Annotated in this window: 16 protein-coding genes and 2 tRNA genes; 9 read left to right on the top strand and 9 right to left on the bottom strand. The window is 65.0% G+C overall.

Annotated elements, in window-relative coordinates:
* Window positions 1-27: 27 nt before the first annotated feature.
* From BN948_RS02160 to BN948_RS02125, 8 genes are all read left to right on the top strand, one after another.
* Window positions 28-1,068: a polyprenyl synthetase family protein gene (locus tag BN948_RS02160; RefSeq protein WP_009516507.1), complete on the top strand. Its 1,041-nt coding sequence runs from the start codon at window positions 28-30 to the stop codon at window positions 1,066-1,068.
* A 50-nt stretch (window positions 1,069-1,118) separates the two neighbouring features.
* Window positions 1,119-1,195 (top strand) — tRNA-Pro (locus BN948_RS02155).
* A 153-nt stretch (window positions 1,196-1,348) separates the two neighbouring features.
* A complete protein-coding gene (gene pilB, locus BN948_RS02150; RefSeq protein WP_035620178.1) occupies window positions 1,349-3,079 on the top strand; it encodes a type IV-A pilus assembly ATPase PilB in 1,731 nt (576 codons plus the stop codon).
* 34 nt (window positions 3,080-3,113) lie between these two features.
* Window positions 3,114-4,331, top strand: a complete 1,218-nt coding sequence (locus BN948_RS02145) for a type II secretion system F family protein (RefSeq protein ID WP_009516505.1) — start codon at window positions 3,114-3,116, stop codon at window positions 4,329-4,331.
* Window positions 4,331-5,188 carry a prepilin peptidase gene (locus BN948_RS02140; protein WP_009516504.1) on the top strand — a complete coding sequence of 286 codons (858 nt, stop codon included), beginning with the start codon at window positions 4,331-4,333 and terminating at the stop codon, window positions 5,186-5,188. Before BN948_RS02145 ends, BN948_RS02140 begins: the two co-directional genes overlap by 1 nt.
* Entirely contained in the window at window positions 5,185-5,793 is a 609-nt protein-coding gene (coaE, locus tag BN948_RS26505; protein WP_009516503.1) for a dephospho-CoA kinase, read from the top strand. Before BN948_RS02140 ends, coaE begins: the two co-directional genes overlap by 4 nt.
* Window positions 5,794-5,836: 43 nt before the next feature.
* Window positions 5,837-6,592, top strand: a complete 756-nt coding sequence (gene zapD / locus BN948_RS02130; RefSeq protein WP_009516502.1) for a cell division protein ZapD — start codon at window positions 5,837-5,839, stop codon at window positions 6,590-6,592.
* Window positions 6,593-6,596: 4 nt separating this feature from the next.
* Window positions 6,597-6,794, top strand: a complete 198-nt coding sequence (locus BN948_RS02125) for a DNA gyrase inhibitor YacG (protein WP_009516501.1) — start codon at window positions 6,597-6,599, stop codon at window positions 6,792-6,794.
* Between the two features lie 13 nt (window positions 6,795-6,807).
* Here BN948_RS02125 and BN948_RS02120 read toward each other — a convergent pair whose 3' ends face one another.
* The 5 genes from BN948_RS02120 to BN948_RS02100 all read right to left on the bottom strand — a co-directional run bounded on the left by BN948_RS02120 (window position 6,808) and on the right by BN948_RS02100 (window position 13,310).
* Complete coding sequence (locus tag BN948_RS02120) at window positions 6,808-7,257, bottom strand: NUDIX domain-containing protein (RefSeq protein ID WP_009516500.1); 450 nt, start codon at window positions 7,255-7,257, stop codon at window positions 6,808-6,810.
* A complete protein-coding gene (locus BN948_RS02115; RefSeq protein ID WP_009516499.1) occupies window positions 7,254-8,132 on the bottom strand; it encodes an ATP-binding protein in 879 nt (292 codons plus the stop codon). Before BN948_RS02115 ends, BN948_RS02120 begins: the two co-directional genes overlap by 4 nt.
* Window positions 8,129-9,376 (bottom strand): bifunctional glutamate N-acetyltransferase/amino-acid acetyltransferase ArgJ, encoded by a 1,248-nt coding sequence (argJ, locus tag BN948_RS02110; protein ID WP_009516498.1) that lies wholly within the window; start codon window positions 9,374-9,376, stop codon window positions 8,129-8,131. Before argJ ends, BN948_RS02115 begins: the two co-directional genes overlap by 4 nt.
* A 51-nt stretch (window positions 9,377-9,427) precedes the next feature.
* Entirely contained in the window at window positions 9,428-12,181 is a 2,754-nt protein-coding gene (secA, locus tag BN948_RS02105; protein ID WP_009516497.1) for a preprotein translocase subunit SecA, read from the bottom strand.
* A gap of 175 nt (window positions 12,182-12,356) precedes the next feature.
* Complete coding sequence (locus BN948_RS02100; protein ID WP_009516496.1) at window positions 12,357-13,310, bottom strand: M23 family metallopeptidase; 954 nt, start codon at window positions 13,308-13,310, stop codon at window positions 12,357-12,359.
* Between the two features lie 65 nt (window positions 13,311-13,375).
* Between BN948_RS02100 and BN948_RS02095 the strand changes: the two genes are divergently transcribed.
* Complete coding sequence (locus BN948_RS02095; RefSeq protein ID WP_035620299.1) at window positions 13,376-13,690, top strand: DciA family protein; 315 nt, start codon at window positions 13,376-13,378, stop codon at window positions 13,688-13,690.
* A gap of 22 nt (window positions 13,691-13,712) precedes the next feature.
* Here the strand turns inward: BN948_RS02095 and BN948_RS02090 are convergent.
* From BN948_RS02090 to BN948_RS02075, 4 genes are all read right to left on the bottom strand, one after another.
* Window positions 13,713-13,788: transfer RNA gene (locus BN948_RS02090), tRNA-Thr, on the bottom strand.
* Window positions 13,789-13,807: 19 nt separating this feature from the next.
* Window positions 13,808-14,284 (bottom strand): ClpXP protease specificity-enhancing factor, encoded by a 477-nt coding sequence (locus tag BN948_RS02085; RefSeq protein WP_009516495.1) that lies wholly within the window; start codon window positions 14,282-14,284, stop codon window positions 13,808-13,810.
* 25 nt (window positions 14,285-14,309) lie between these two features.
* A complete protein-coding gene (locus tag BN948_RS02080; protein WP_009516494.1) occupies window positions 14,310-14,921 on the bottom strand; it encodes a glutathione S-transferase N-terminal domain-containing protein in 612 nt (203 codons plus the stop codon).
* Between the two features lie 108 nt (window positions 14,922-15,029).
* A complete protein-coding gene (locus tag BN948_RS02075; RefSeq protein ID WP_009516493.1) occupies window positions 15,030-15,785 on the bottom strand; it encodes a cytochrome c1 in 756 nt (251 codons plus the stop codon).
* Window positions 15,786-15,807: the final 22 nt, after the last annotated feature.

Here is a 15,807-nt window from a genome sequence, read left to right as displayed (position 1 = left end):
GCACCTCGTGCAGCCCCGCGTGCGGGTATGCCCCGAGGCGGCCTTCCTATAATCCAGCGCCCTTCCGCCTCTGACCACGGCCCTCACTTGTCCCTCGCCTTGCCGACGAACAACCCGCTCGAACTGATCCGCGCCGACATGGCCGCGGTTGACCGGGTGATCCATGAACGGCTGACCACCGACGTGCCCCTCGTGCGCGAAGTGGCCCAGTACATCATCTCGGCGGGCGGCAAACGCCTGCGCCCGTCCCTGCTGCTACTGGTCAGCGGCGCCCTGTCGTGCGACCACCCGCACCGGCACACACTGGCCGCCGTGGTGGAGTTCATTCACACGGCCACACTGCTGCACGATGACGTGGTCGATGAATCGACCCTGCGCCGCGGCCGGCCCACGGCCAATCAGACGTTCGGCAACGCCGCCAGTGTGCTGGTAGGCGATTTCCTGTACTCGCGCGCCTTCCAGATGATGGTGGACGTCAATCACATGCGGGTGATGGAGGTCCTTTCGGACGCCACGAACGTGATTGCAGAGGGAGAGGTGCTGCAGCTCATGAACATGCGCGACGCCTCGATCGACGAGGCGTCCTACCTGCGGGTGATTCGCTCCAAAACGGCCAAGCTGTTCGAGGCCAGCGCACGGCTGGCACCCATACTGGCGCAGGCCGACCCGGCCATCGAGCAAGCTTGCGCCACGTACGGGCAAGCCCTGGGCACCGCCTTCCAGGTCATTGACGACGTGCTCGACTACGAAGGCAGCGCCGACGAACTGGGCAAGAACCTGGGCGACGACTTGCGAGAGGGCAAAGTCACGCTGCCCATCATCTGCGCCCTGCGCGCGGGCGACGCCACCCAGCGTGCGCTGATTCGCGACGCCATCGAACACGGCCGGATAGAGAACCTGCCAGACATCCAGCGCGTCATTCTGAGCACCGGCGCCCTGGACACAGCGCGCGCCGCGGCGCAGGCTGAAGCGCGCCGCGCCCTCGACGCCGCAGCGACCCTGCCGGCCAATTCACATCGAGAGGCTTTGCTACAATTGGCGGCTGCACTGCTGGAGCGTCGCTCCTGAAGTTCACGGTCGTGGCGCCGTCATCAGCCAAGGGATCCAGCGGGTCCACACGGGGTGTAGCTTAGCCTGGTAGAGCGCTACGTTCGGGACGTAGAGGCCGGAGGTTCGAATCCTCTCACCCCGACCATCAACTGGTCACATCAGCGATCAGCCGCTGCGGCACCCACACGATGCCCCGCGCGTCGCGGATACAACGCCAATCGACGTGAGCCCCTGATTTCCGGATAACTGGCGTCAATTGTGGCGTCCAAGTTATTGATTTCCGTTAGATTACGCAGATATGGCGTCAGTTGATACGGTGAACCAGGATAGCCCGTCCATGGCCCTTCCGGGGCTGGGGCGTGCGCTCGTGTCGGCCGGCAAGCTCAATCAACGGGCGGCCGAGGATCTGTACCGCAAGGCACAAAGCAGTCGAACCAGTTTCATCGCCGAGTTGACGGGCTCAGGTGCCGTGTCTCCGAGCGATCTGGCCCACACCATGTCGGTGGCCTTCGCCGCGCCGCTGCTCGATCTCGATGCGATTGATGCACAGCGCCTGCCCGCCGGCTTGCTCGATGCCAAGATCTGTGCGGACTTTCGCATCGTCGTCCTCAGCAAGCGCAACAACCGCTTGATCGTCGCCACGGCCGATCCATCCGATCAGCAGGCCGCTGAAAAGATCAAATTCGCCACGCAAATGGGCGTGGACTGGGTCATCGCCGAATTCGACAAGCTCAGTCGCTTGGTCGAGGCGCAGACCAAGTCCGTCACCGAGGCGATGGAAAACATCGTCGGCGATGTCGAATTCGACGAGTTGGCCACCGAAGCCGTCAGCGCAGACGCCGCCGAGAAGGCCAGCGAGGTCGACGATGCGCCGGTCGTCAAGTTCCTGCACAAGATGCTGATCGACGCGTTCAACATGCGCGCGTCCGACCTGCACTTCGAGCCCTACGAGCACCAGTACCGCGTGCGTTTCCGCATCGACGGCGAACTGCGTGAAATCGCTTCGCCGCCGATCGTTATCAAGGACAAGCTGGCGTCGCGGATCAAGGTCATATCCCGGATGGACATCTCCGAGAAGCGGGTCCCCCAGGACGGGCGGATGAAGCTCAAGGTGGGCCCGGACCGCGTGATCGACTTCCGCGTCAGCACCCTGCCCACGCTGTTCGGTGAAAAGATCGTGATCCGTATCCTCGATCCGAGCCAGGCCAAGATGGGCATCGACGCCCTGGGCTACGAGCCGGAAGAGAAGGAGCGCCTGATGGACGCCATCCAGCGTCCCTATGGCATGGTGCTCGTCACTGGCCCGACGGGCTCAGGCAAGACGGTGTCGCTGTACACCTGCCTGAACATCCTGAACAAGCCGGGTGTGAACATCTCGACGGCCGAAGACCCGTCCGAGATCAACTTGCCCGGCGTCAACCAGGTGAACATGAACGAGAAGGCCGGCCTGACCTTCGCGGTCGCGCTCAAGGCCTTCCTGCGCCAGGATCCGGACGTGATCATGGTCGGTGAGATCCGAGACCTGGAAACCGCCGACATCGCAATCAAGGCCGCGCAGACCGGCCACATGGTGATGTCGACCCTGCACACCAACGACGCGCCGACGACGCTCACGCGGATGATGAACATGGGCATCCCCACGTTCAACATCGCCTCCAGCGTGATCCTCATCACCGCGCAACGGCTCGCGCGGCGCCTGTGCCCGAATTGCAAGGCGCCGCTGGACGTGCCCCGCAAGGCCCTGCTCGAGGCGGGTTACAAGCCCGAGGAACTCGATGGCACCTGGACGCCCTACAAGCCGGTCGGCTGCTCAGCCTGCAACAACGGCTACAAGGGGCGTGTCGGCATCTATCAGGTGATGCCGATCTCCGAGGAGATCCAACGCATCATTTTGCGCGGCGGCACCTCGCTGGACATCGCCCAGCAAGCCAGCAAGGAAGGCGTTCGCTCGCTGCGCGAGTCCGGCCTGCTCAAAGTCAAACTGGGGCACACCTCCCTTGAGGAAGTCCTCAGCGTGACGAACGAATGATCACCCGCTCACCCACAGCCCCCTGAGGAATTCCATGGCCACCGTCGCAAGCAAGAGCGTCAAGGACTTCGTGTTCGAATGGGAGGGCAAGGACCGCAACGGCAAGGCGGTGCGCGGCGAGACGCGGGCGCAAGGCGAGAACCAGGTCACCGCCACGCTGCGTCGGCAGGGCATCATCCCTGTCAAGATCAAGAAGCGGCGCACCTCCTCCGGCAAGCGGATCAAGCCGAAGGACATCGCCATCTTCACGCGCCAGCTGGCCACGATGATGAAGGCGGGCGTGCCCTTGCTGCAGTCCTTCGACATCGTGGGTCGCGGCAACCCCAACCCAAACGTCACGCGTCTGCTCAACGACATCCGCGCCGACGTCGAAACCGGTACCTCACTGAGTGCGGCCTTCCGCAAGCACCCGATGTACTTCGACAGCCTCTACTGCAACCTGATCGAGGCGGGTGAGGCGGCCGGTATCCTGGAAGATCTGCTCGACCGCCTCGCCACCTACATGGAGAAGACCGAGGCGCTGAAGTCGAAGATCAAGTCCGCCCTGATGTACCCGACGGCGGTGATCATCGTGGCTTTCGTGGTGGTGGCCATCATCATGATCTTCGTGATCCCCTCCTTCAAGGAGGTGTTCACCTCGTTCGGCGCCGACCTGCCTGCACCTACGCTGTTCGTGATCGGCATGAGCGAGTTCTTCGTTCAGTATTGGTGGCTGATCTTCGGTGGCCTCGGTGGCGGCTTCTACTTCTTCATGCAGGCCTGGAAGCGCAATGAAAAAGTCCAGCGCTTCATGGACCGCCTGTTGCTCAAGCTGCCCATCTTCGGCGAACTGATCGAGAAGTCGGTGGTCGCGCGCTGGACTCGCACGCTGGCCACAATGTTCGGCGCCGGCGTTCCGCTGGTCGAGGCGCTCGATTCCGTGGGGGGCGCCTCGGGCAACTCGGTGTACGCCATCGCCACCGAAAAGATCCAGCAGGAAGTCTCCACGGGCACCAGCCTGACGGCCGCGATGACCAACGTGAACATCTTTCCGTCCATGGTGCTGCAGATGTGCGCGATCGGCGAAGAGTCGGGATCGATCGATCACATGCTGGGCAAGGCAGCCGACTTCTATGAGGCCGAGGTGGACGACATGGTGGCTGGCATCTCCAGTCTGATGGAGCCGATCATCATCGTGGTGCTGGGCACGGTCATCGGCGGCATCGTCGTCTCGATGTACCTGCCCATCTTCAAGCTCGGTCAGGTGGTTTGATGGGCGAGTTGGCGACCGGTGCGCCCGCCGTGGCGCTGTTGGGCGTGCTCGGCCTGCTGGTGGGCAGTTTCCTGAACGTCGTCATCCACCGCCTGCCCAAGATGATGGAGCGGCAGTGGGCCGCCGAATGCGCCGAGCTGCAGGGCAAGGCCAATGAGACCGAAACACCGACCGCGCGCTACAACCTGGTCGTGCCACGGTCCGCCTGCCCCCATTGCGGGCACGTCATTCATTGGTATGAAAACATCCCGGTGCTGAGCTACCTCGCCTTGCGAGGACGTTGCAGCCAATGCCACGCCGGCATCGGTCTGCGCTACCCCACGGTCGAGGTCGCCACAGGCCTCCTCTTCGCCTGGGTCGGCTGGCGCTGGGGGTTCACGTTCACCGGGCTGGCCTGGTGCGGTTTTGCCGCGGCCGTCGTGGCACTGGCCTGCATCGACTGGGACACCACGCTACTGCCGGACGACATCACACTGCCGCTGCTGTGGGCCGGTATCGTGGCCGCGGCGCTCGGCCTGACCTCGACCCGCCTGCCCGAAGCCGTGTGGGGCGCCGTCGGCGGCTACCTCTCGCTCTGGCTCATCTACTGGGGCTTCAAGCTGCTCACTGGCAAGGAGGGTATGGGCTACGGCGACTTCAAGCTGTTCGCGGCCTTCGGCGCCTGGTTTGGCTGGCCAGCCTTGGTGCCCATCATCCTGATGGCCTCGGTGATCGGCGCAGTCATCGGCATCGGCATCAAACTGGTGGGCCGCTTGCGCGAAGGGGGCTACGTGCCCTTCGGCCCCTTCCTCGCCCTCGGCGGGCTTACCGCCATGGTATTCGGTCCGGCGGCCATCCTGGCCGCCGTCGGCCTGTGAGGCTGGCGAGCTCGGTAAGGCGCATCGGCCTCACGGGCGGCATCGGCAGCGGCAAAAGCACGGTCGGTGCGCGCCTGCAGGCGCTCGGCGCTGACCTCATCGATGCCGATGCCATCTCCCGCTCCAGCACGGCGGCCGGCGGCGCGGCCATCCCCGCCTTGCTGAACAGCTTCGGGCCCGCGTTCATCGACGGCGACGGCGCGCTGAACCGCGCCCGCATGCGCGAACACGTGTTCGCAGACCCCAGCGCCCGTCACACACTGGAAGCCATCGTTCACCCCATCGTGGCACGCGACATCGCGCAGCGTGTTGCGCAAAGCAACAAGGCTTGCATCGTGTTCGACATTCCCCTGCTCGCCGAATCGCCGCGCTGGCGGGTCCAGTTGGACTGCGTGGTGGTGGTGGACTGCAGCGAGGCCACTCAACGCCGCCGCGTGCGCGCCCGCAACGGCTGGGACGACGCGGTCATCGATGGCGTGCTGCGCAGCCAGAGTTCGCGCACCCTGCGATTGGCGGTGGCCGATGCGGTGATCTTCAACGACGAGGACAAACTCGACCGTTTGCATCGCCTGGTTGACCGGCTATCGACAAGCTTCGGGCTATGATCCGCCCACGCGCGGCCATCAGGGCCCCGCACCCAGCGAGCCCGTGATCCTCTACGAATACCCCTTCAACGAACGCATCCGCACCTATCTGCGGCTCGAGCAGCTTTTCAAACGGCTGGCTGTGCTGGTGCCGCGCGAGCACCCGCTGGATCACCACTACGCGATCCAGACATTGTTCGAGATCATGGATGTGGCCTCGCGCGCCGACATGAAATCGGACGTGCTCAAGGACCTCGATCGACAGAAGCAGTCCCTGGCGGGTTTTCGGGGCAACCCGGCAATCTCCGAAGCGGCGCTTGACACCGTGATCAGTCAGCTCGACGCCTGCTTTTCGCAAATTGCCGATGTACCAGGCAAGCCCGGCCAGAGCCTGACGGAGAACGACTGGCTGATGGCCATCCGCAGCCGCATCGGCATTCCCGGTGGCACCTGCGAATTCGATCTGCCCGCCTATTTCCATTGGCAGCACCTCAACACTGCGCAGCGCCAGGCAGCCCTGACCGACTGGTCCCGCACGTTGGCACCCTTGGCCGAGGCATTGGTGCTGCTGCTGAAGATGATGCGCGAGACGGGCGCACCGCAGAAGGTTGTCTCCACCGGCGGGCATTTCCAGCAGAACCTGCCCCAGGGCCGCACATTCCAGTTGCTGCGGTTGCGGATCGACCCCTCGGCCGGCCTGATCCCCGAGATCAGCGGCAACCGGCTGATGTTCTCGGTGCGGCTGATGCGCTTGGGCGAGGATCATCGCCTGCACCCGTCCGGTGAGGACGCCAGCTTCGAACTCGCCTTGTGCGCCTGAGGAGATGACGCAAGCGACCGACAGCCGCATCGTGCGCTGCCCCGCTTGCGGCGGCGACAGCGTCTACGCGCCCGGCAACCGCTGGCGGCCGTTCTGCAGCGAACGCTGCAAGCAGGGTGATCTGGGGGCCTGGGCCAGCGAGCAATACACCTTGCCCGACAAGAACGCGCCCAAAGACGACTGGAACGCCGAGTTGCGCTGAACGCGATGCTGCCTCAGGCGGCGTCGGCCTCTTCTTGCAGCCAGCGCAGCACGGGCACGGTGCCAGGCAACACCGGCTCACATTGCACAGGCAAGCGCTCCCAGCGGCTGTCTTGCCCCTCGTGCATCTGCAACTCGCCAGACCACTCGTGCACCTTGCAGAAGTGCAGGCGCACCAAGCCGTGTGGGTAGTCGACCAACTGGGTCCGCCAGACAGGGGCCGAGCCGATCGTCAGGCCAATTTCCTCCTGCAATTCGCGCCGCAGCGCCTGCTCCACGGTTTCGCCCGCTTCTAGCTTGCCACCCGGGAATTCCCAGTAGCCTGCGTAGACCTTGCCGGGAGGACGCGAGGTGAGCAGGAAACGTCCTTCGCCATCGATGAGAACGCCTACCGCCACTTCCGTCGCGCTGTTGGCGGCGGCCGCTTCGCGTCCACCGTCCACCACGAGAACATCTGCCGTCATGCCTCGCCGCCGTGCGAGCCAGCGTAGTCACGCGCGAACTGATAGGCCACGCGCCCGCTGCGCGAGCCGCGCTCCAGCGCCCACACCAGGGCCTGCGGTCGAGCCGCGTCGATGGCCGGCGGCGAGACGCCGAAGGACGACAGCCATTGCGCCACGATCGCCAGGTACTCGTCCTGGCTGAAGGGGTAGAAGCTGATCCACAGACCGAAGCGCTCGGACAGGGAGATCTTCTCCTCGACCACCTCCCCGGGGTGCACCTCGCCGTCCGCCGTGTGCGTGTACGTGAGGTTCTCCTTCATGTACTCGGGCAGCAGGTGGCGGCGGTTGCTGGTGGCGTAAATCAGCACGTTGGCGCTCGACGCCGACACCGAGCCGTCGAGGATGGACTTGAGCGCCTTGTAGCCGGGCTCGCCGTCCTCGAAGCTCAGATCGTCGCAGTAGACGATGAATTTCTCGGGCCGGCTGGCCACCACGTCGACGATGTCGGGCAGGTCGACCAGATCGCTCTTGTCGACCTCGATGAGGCGCAAGCCCTGATCGGCATAGGCGTTGAGGCAGGCCTTGACCAGCGAGGACTTGCCCGTGCCGCGCGCGCCCGTCAGCAGCACGTTGTTGGCCGGCAGGCCTTTGACGAAGTGCTCGGTGTTGCGCTGGATGCGCTCTTTCTGCGGCTCCACTTCCTTCAGGTCACCCAGCGCGATGCTGGCCACGTGGCGCACAGGTTCCAGCAAGCCGTGGCCGTTGCTGCGCTTGCGGTACCGAAAGGCGTGCGAAGCCGACCAGTCCGGCTCGGACAGTGGCTGCGGAAGAACGGCTTCGATGCGGTCGATCAGGGTTTCGGCGCGCTGCAGCAAGCGCTCGAACGAGGGATTCATGAGCGGTAGTCGGCGTTGATGGTGACGTACTCGTGGCTGAAATCGCAGGTCCAGACGGTCTCGCTGGCCGAGCCGCGGCCCAGACCGATGCGCACCTCGATCTCCGCCGGTTTCATGACGCGCTGGCCATCTTCCTCACGGTACTTCGGGTGGCGACCGCCTCTCGTGACCACGTGCACGTCGCCCAGCCACAGGTCGATGCCACCCACGTCCAGGTCGTCGATGCCGGCGTAGCCAACCGCCGCCAGGATACGGCCCAAGTTGGGATCGCTGGCGAAGAAAGCCGTCTTGACCAGGGGCGAGTGCGCCACGGCATAGGCTGCACGCAGGCATTCCGCCGTGTCTCGCCCGCCTTCCACGCGGATGGTGATGAACTTGGTAGCCCCTTCGCCGTCGCGCACGATGGCGTGGGCCAGGCGCTGAGCCAGGGGCGTGAGCGCCTCCAGCAGCGCGCGCCCCGTCGGGCTGGACAGGTCGCTGACCGTCGGCGTCTCCGCCTGGCCCGTGGCGATGACAACGAAGGAATCGTTGGTGCTCGTGTCACCATCGACCGTGACGCGGTTGAACGAGACATCGGCGAGCCGGCGAGCCAGTTCGTTCATCAGCTCGGGCGCCACGGCCGCATCGGTGGCCAGGAAGCCCAGCATGGTGGCCATGTTGGGGCGGATCATGCCCGCGCCCTTGGCGATGCCGGTGGCGCGCACCGTGCGGCCTTCAAGCTCGAACGACACGCTGGCCGCCTTGGGCACGGTGTCCGTCGTCATGATGCCCTGGGCCACGGCCAGCCACTGCGCACCCGAATCGTGCTGCGCCGTGGCGGCGCTGGTCAGCGCCGCGGGCAAGCCACCGAGCAAGCGGTCCATGGGCAGGGGCTCCATGATCACGCCGGTGGAGAACGGCAGCACCTGCTCGTGGTGCAGGCCGAGTGATCGCGCCAGCGCGGTGCAAGTCTGGCGCGCGTCGGCCAGGCCACTCTCGCCGGTGCCCGCGTTGGCGTTGCCGGTGTTGATCACCAGGGCTCGCACACCCTGCCCACAGGCCAGATGTTCGCGGCACACCTGCACCGGCGCCGCCGCATAGCGGTTGCGCGTAAACACCGCACCCACGGCGCTGCCCTCGTCCAGCAGAAAAACCGACAGGTCCTTGCGGTTGGCCTTGCGGATACCGGCTTCAGCGACTCCGATGCGCACGCCCGCGATGGGCAGCAGGTCGGTCGCGACGGGACTGGATAGTTGGACAGGCATGGAGGGACTCTCGGATCGGGAATCGGACGACCGGCCTACGCCGCCGGTCACTCAGTCGAGCTTGCCGTGGCAGTGCTTGAATTTCTTGCCACTGCCGCAGGGGCAGGGGTCGTTGCGGCCCACGCGCGGCATCTCGCCAGCCATCGCCTGCGCGACAGCGGCCTCGGGACGGGTCTCTGCCTCGCCGGTCTCGGTGGGCGCCGTGTAGGTGACGTTGCTAAGGGCCTCGGCACGTTCTTCCATCTGCTCGGCCGCCTGCGAGATCTGCTCGGCCGACTGAACGCGTACGTTCATGAGAATGCGCGTGACATCGTTCTTCACCGAGTCCAGCAACTGACCGAACAGCAAGAAGGCCTCGCGCTTGTATTCCTGCTTGGGCTGCTTCTGCGCGTAGCCGCGCAGGTGGATGCCTTGGCGCAGGTAGTCCAGCGCGGCGATGTGCTCGCGCCATTGCGAATCGATGGTCTGCAGCAGCACCACGCGCTCGAAGGAGGTGAAGTTCTGCTCTCCGACCTGATCGACCTTGGACACGAACACCGCTTTGGCGGCTTCGCGCACGCGTTCGGCGATGTTGTCGACCTCGACCGCCTCGGACTCGGCCACCCAGCTGGCTAGCGGCACGTCCACCGCCCACTCCTCGCGCAGCGTCTTCTCCAGGCCAGGCAGGTCCCACTGCTCTTCCACGCTCTCCTCGGGCACGAACTGGTGCACCACGTCGGTCAGGGCTCCGTCGCGCAGCGCGTCGATCTGCGCGCGCAGGTCCTGCGCGTCGAGGATGTCGTTGCGCTGCTGGTAGATGACCTTGCGCTGGTCGTTGGAGACGTCGTCGTACTCCAGCAGCTGCTTGCGGATGTCGAAGTTGCGCGCCTCGACCTTGCGCTGCGCGCTCTCGATGCTGCGGGTGACGATGCCAGCCTCGATGGCCTCGCCCTCGGGCATCTTCAGGCGGTCCATGATGGCGCGCACACGGTCTCCCGCGAAGATGCGCATCAGTGGATCGTCCAGGCTCAGGTAGAAGCGGCTGGAGCCGGGGTCGCCCTGGCGACCCGAACGGCCGCGCAACTGGTTGTCGATGCGGCGCGATTCGTGGCGTTCGGTGGCGATGATGCGCAGGCCACCCAGTGCCACCACCTTTTCGTGATCGGCCTGCCACTGCCCGCGTAGCGTCTCGGCGCGCGACGCCCGGGTGGCTTCGTCCAGCGACGGGTCGGCCATCACGGCCTCGACCATCTTCTCCAGATTGCCGCCGAGCACGATGTCGGTGCCGCGGCCCGCCATATTGGTGGCGATGGTGATGGCGCCGGGACGGCCGGCCTGCGCGATGATGTCCGCTTCGCGAGCGTGCTGCTTGGCATTGAGCACCTGATGCGGGAGCTTTGCCGCTTCCAGCAACTGCGCGATGATTTCGGAGTTCTCGATCGACGAGGTTCCCACGAGCACCGGCTGGCCGCGCTCGTGGCACTCGCGGATGTCGGTGATCGCCGCCTCGTATTTTTCCTTGGTGGTCTTGTAGACGCGATCGAGCTGATCCTGTCGCTTGCTGGGCCGGTTCGGCGGAATCACCACTGTCTCCAGGCCGTAGATCTCCTGGAATTCGTAAGCCTCGGTGTCGGCCGTGCCAGTCATGCCCGAGAGCTTGCCGTACAGGCGGAAGTAGTTCTGGAATGTGATGGAGGCCAGCGTCTGGTTCTCAGGCTGGATGCCCACGCCCTCTTTTGCCTCCACAGCCTGGTGCAGGCCGTCGCTCCAGCGGCGCCCTGCCATCAGGCGGCCGGTGAACTCGTCGACGATCACGATCTCGCCGTTCTGGTTCACGTAGTGCTGGTCGCGGTGGAACAGGTGGTGCGCCTTGAGCGATGTCACCAGGTGGTGCAGCAACGCAATGTTCGACGGGTCGTACAGCGAAGCGCCTTCCGGCAGCAGGCCGGCCCTGGACAGCAGGGCCTCGGCGTTTTCATGCCCCTGTTCGGTGAGATGCACCGAACGCGCCTTCTCGTCGAGTGTGAAATCGCCCGGCTTGATGACGCCTTCGCCCGTCCGGGGGTCGGCTTCGCCCTCCTGACGGCTCAGGTGCGGCACAAGCTGGTTGATGGCCACGTACACGGCCGTCTGGTCTTCGGCCTGGCCGCTGATGATCAGCGGCGTGCGAGCCTCGTCGATCAGAATGGAGTCCACCTCGTCGACGATTGCATAGTTCAGGCGGCGCTGCACGCGGTCGGCGGCCTCGTAAACCATGTTGTCGCGCAGGTAGTCGAAACCGTATTCGTTGTTCGTACCGTAAGTGATGTCCGCGCGGTAGGCGGCCTGCTTTTCCTCGCGCTGCATCTGCGGCAGGTTCACGCCCACCGTCAGGCCGAGGAAGTTGTAGAGCTTGCCCATCCACTGGGCGTCGCGGTTGGCCAGGTAGTCGTTGACGGTCACCACGTGCACGCCCTGCCCGGCCAGCGCGTTCAGATAAACCGGCAGCGTGGCGGTGAGCGTCTTGCCCTCGCCCGTGCGCATCTCGGCAATCTTGCCGTGGTGCAGAGCAATGCCGCCCACGAGCTGCACATCGAAGTGACGCATCTTCATGACGCGCTTGCCCGCCTCGCGCACCACGGCAAAGGCTTCGGGCAACAGCGCGTCGAGCGTTTCACCCGCCGCCAGACGCTGGCGGAACGTCTCGGTCTTGGCCTTGAGTTCGTCGTCGCCAAGCGACTCGAACTGCGACTCCAGCGCGTTGATGCGCTCAACCGTCTTGCGGTACTGCTTGAGCAGGCGGTCGTTGCGGCTTCCGAAGAGCTTGGTGAGGAAATTGGTGGCCATATGAGGACGCCCGGGACACCAACCCGAAAAGCGTTGGCACGGACGGCGATGATCGATCGGAAGGACGCTTGCGCGCCCGCTGGCGGCGGCGAAGGGGCGCAAGACCCCCAGGTGCCGGCGAACACGCGGCTTTCAAGCGCGAAGCCGGCATTTTAGCGGCCGGCCACCGTCTGCTTCAGCGCGTGCGAGAGACGTTCGGCCCGGGGGGAGCACGGGCCAGGTGCTCACCCGCCTGCAGGAATTTCTGCGGGTTCTGCGGCACGCCCGCGACCCACACCTCGAAATGCAGGTGCGGGCCGGTAGAACGCCCGGTCGAGCCGACCTCGGCGATCTTTTGGCCGCTTTTGACGATGTCGCCTTTCTTTACATGCACCTTGGACGCGTGGGCGTAGCGCGTGACCAGGGCATTCCCATGGTCGATCTCGACCAAGTTGCCGTAAGCGGCGTGATACTCCTGCGCGATCACCACGCCACCGGCCGCGGCCACGATGGGCGTGCCGGTGTCTGCGGGGAAATCGAGCCCGGTATGCAACGCCGACTGTCCGGTGATCGGATCGATGCGAAAACCGAAGGCCGAACCGACCCGCCCGTCCACCACGGGTTTTTCGGTCGGTACCAGCGTGCTCTGGATCTTCTGGTCGAACAGGCGGGACTCGATCGCGGTCAGCCAGTCCACCCGCGCGCCGCTGCCGGCGTCCACCGCCTCCATCTCTCGCATCAACTCCTCGAGCGTGAGCGAGCGATTGGAAATCAACACACCACCCGAGCCAGGCAGCGGCGGACGGGCCTGGGCCGGCTCCAGGCCGGCCAGGCCGGCCACGCGCTCACCCAGCGAGTCGATCTGCATCATGCGAGCCTGCATCTCGCCCAGCTTGCGCGCCATGGCGTCGAGGTTGGCGCGCAGATACGCGTCGCGCTCCCCGGGGTTGTCGGGGTGCACCAGGCGCGCCACGGAGGCGAAACCCGGCCAGCCCTGGCGAATGCCCTCCAGGAACACCCAGTGGTAGGTGGCCACCGCGCTGAACATGAGACCCAGCACAGCCATCGCCGCCGCGGCTATGAGTTTCCAGCCGTTCAGGTGCAGGGCTTGGCGTCGTGCCAGCCAAGCGTCGGTGATGATGATGTGCACGTCTCAAATCCTTGGTTGACCGATCCGCTCGACGCGGCGCGACCGACTCGGTCAGAATGGACCGCATGCCGACCCGACAGACCCCCTCCGTCTTCAGCCTTCAGGAGGCTGTTGGCGCCGCACCCGGGCTGGCCGAACTCCAGGCCAGGATCCGCATGTCGCAGCGTTGTCTCGATGTTGTGCGGGAGCGCATTCCTCACGCCCTGCGCACGCAGGTCACTGCCGGTCCCCTGCAGGATGCCGAGTGGTGCCTGCTCGTTCGCAGCAGCGCGGCGGCCGCCAAATTACGACAACTTCTACCCGCGCTGCGTGACGCACTGCACGAAAGCGGGGCGCAGGTTAGCGCAATCCGCATCAAAGTCCAAACACCCGGCCGATGAGCGCGCCCGCCGGAAGAGCGGGTGGTGCCGCTTGTCTGACTCGAACAGACGACCTATCGCTTACAAGGCGATTGCTCTACCAACTGAGCTAAAGCGGCCCGGGCCACGATTCTAGGTTCACTTCACCCGCTTGAGCTGCGGCCGGCCACCCGGACGGTTGGGGCCGTCGCCACTGGGCTCCGGCGGGGCAGCCTCGTCGTCGGGCGTCACGGCACGCAGCGAAGACGCCGTGGCAGCATCCCCCGTCGCAGGAGCCTGCGCGGGCGCGGGTGCCGGAAAGGCCATGCCCTGCCCGTTTTCCCGCGCATAGATCGCGATGACGTGGGTAATGGGCACCACAATCTCGCGCGACACCCCGCCGAACCGCGCCTTGAACGAGATGTACTCGTTGCCCAGGTGCAAGTCCTTGGTGGCTTCCATGCTCACATTGAGCACGATCTCGCCATTGCGCACGAACTCCATCGGCACCTGCACCGAGGCATCGACGTGCACGGCGATGTAGGGCGAAAACCCGTTCTCGCTGCACCACTCGTACAGCGCCCGGATCAGGTACGGACGGGTCGACGGGACCGGTGGTTCTGCCTGCTGGCTCATGGCACTGCTACGCCGCCGGCGGGGCTTACTTGCGCATCACCTTCTCGGATGGGGTCAGCGCCTCGATGTAGGCCGGGCGCGAGAAGATGCGCTCCGCGTATTTCAGCAGCGGCGCGGCGTTCTTGCTGAGCTCGATGCCGTAGAAGTCCAGGCGCCACAGCAGCGGCGCGATCGCCACGTCGAGCATGGAGAAGTTGTCGCCCAGCATGAACTTGTTCTTCATGAACACGGGCGCAAGCTGCGTGAGGCGGTCGCGAATGTGCGAGCGGGCCTTCTCCAGCGCCTTGTCGTTGCCCTTGCTGCTGCGCGATTCCAGCACCGACACGTGCGTGAACAGTTCCTTCTCGAAGTTGAGCAGGAACAGGCGCACGCGGGCGCGATCCACAGGGTCACCTGGCATGAGCTGCGGGTGCGGGAAGCGCTCGTCGATGTACTCGTTGATGATGTTCGACTCGTACAGAATCAGGTCGCGCTCGACGAGGATCGGCACTTGGCCGTACGGGTTCATCACAGCGATGTCTTCGGGCTTGTTGTACAAGTCGACGTCGCGGATTTCGAAATCCATGCCCTTTTCGAACAGCACGAAGCGGCAGCGGTGCGAATAGGGGCAGGTGGTGCCCGAGTACAGAACCATCATGGTTGGCGTCTCCTGAAACAGAAAACAGTGGCTTGCGATTGTGCCGCGTCGGCACCGCAAGCCACTGTGGAACGGGCAGGCCAGCGGATCACGCTGGCCGCGGCAAAGTTACTTGACGTCTTTCCAGAACGCAGCGTTGAGGCGCCAGGCCACCACGGTGAAGGCCGTGAGGAACAGCAGAACCCACACGCCGATGCGCACGCGGTTGTTCGCTGCGGGCTCAGCCATCCACTGAAGATAGGCCACCAGGTCACCGACGTTCTGGTCGTACTGGGCCTGCGTCATGGTGCCGGGCTTGACCTGCTCCCACCCACGCAGCACTTCGACTTCGTGGCCATGGCTCATGACCTTGTCGTAGACGGGCTTGCGCTCGCCCTGCAGTTCCCACAACGGGTGCGGCATGCCGATGTTGGGGAAGGCCTTGTTGTTCCAGCCAGTGGGCTTGGTATCGTCGCGGTAATAGGTGCGCAACAGGGTGTAGAGGTAGTCGGGGCCGCTGCCAGCCGAACTGGCGCGCGAGCGCGCCACCAGGGTCAGGTCGGGCGGCACCTTGCCGAACCAGTCCTTGGCCATCTTGGGATCGATGGCCGCCTTCATGGTGTCACCGATCTTGTCGGTAGCGAAGGTCAGGTTCTCGGCGATCTGCTTGTCGTTGAGGCCAATATCGCGCAGGCGGTTGTAGCGCATGAAGGCCGCCGAGTGGCAGTTCAGGCAGTAGTTGACGAACAGCTTGGCACCGTTTTGCAGGGCCGCCATGTCGTTGGTGCGTTGGGGGGCGTGGTCCAGCGGGATGCCACCGCCAGCGGCCAGGGCGCCGCCGCTCAGGCCCAGGGACAACGCGAGGCCCAGAAGAATCTTTTTCATATCGTTCGCTCTCCGGAAGTCG

The organism is Hydrogenophaga intermedia, assembly GCF_000723405.1.
Taxonomy (GTDB): domain Bacteria; phylum Pseudomonadota; class Gammaproteobacteria; order Burkholderiales; family Burkholderiaceae_C; genus Hydrogenophaga; species Hydrogenophaga intermedia.
This window is presented reverse-complemented; position numbering and strand designations above follow the sequence as displayed.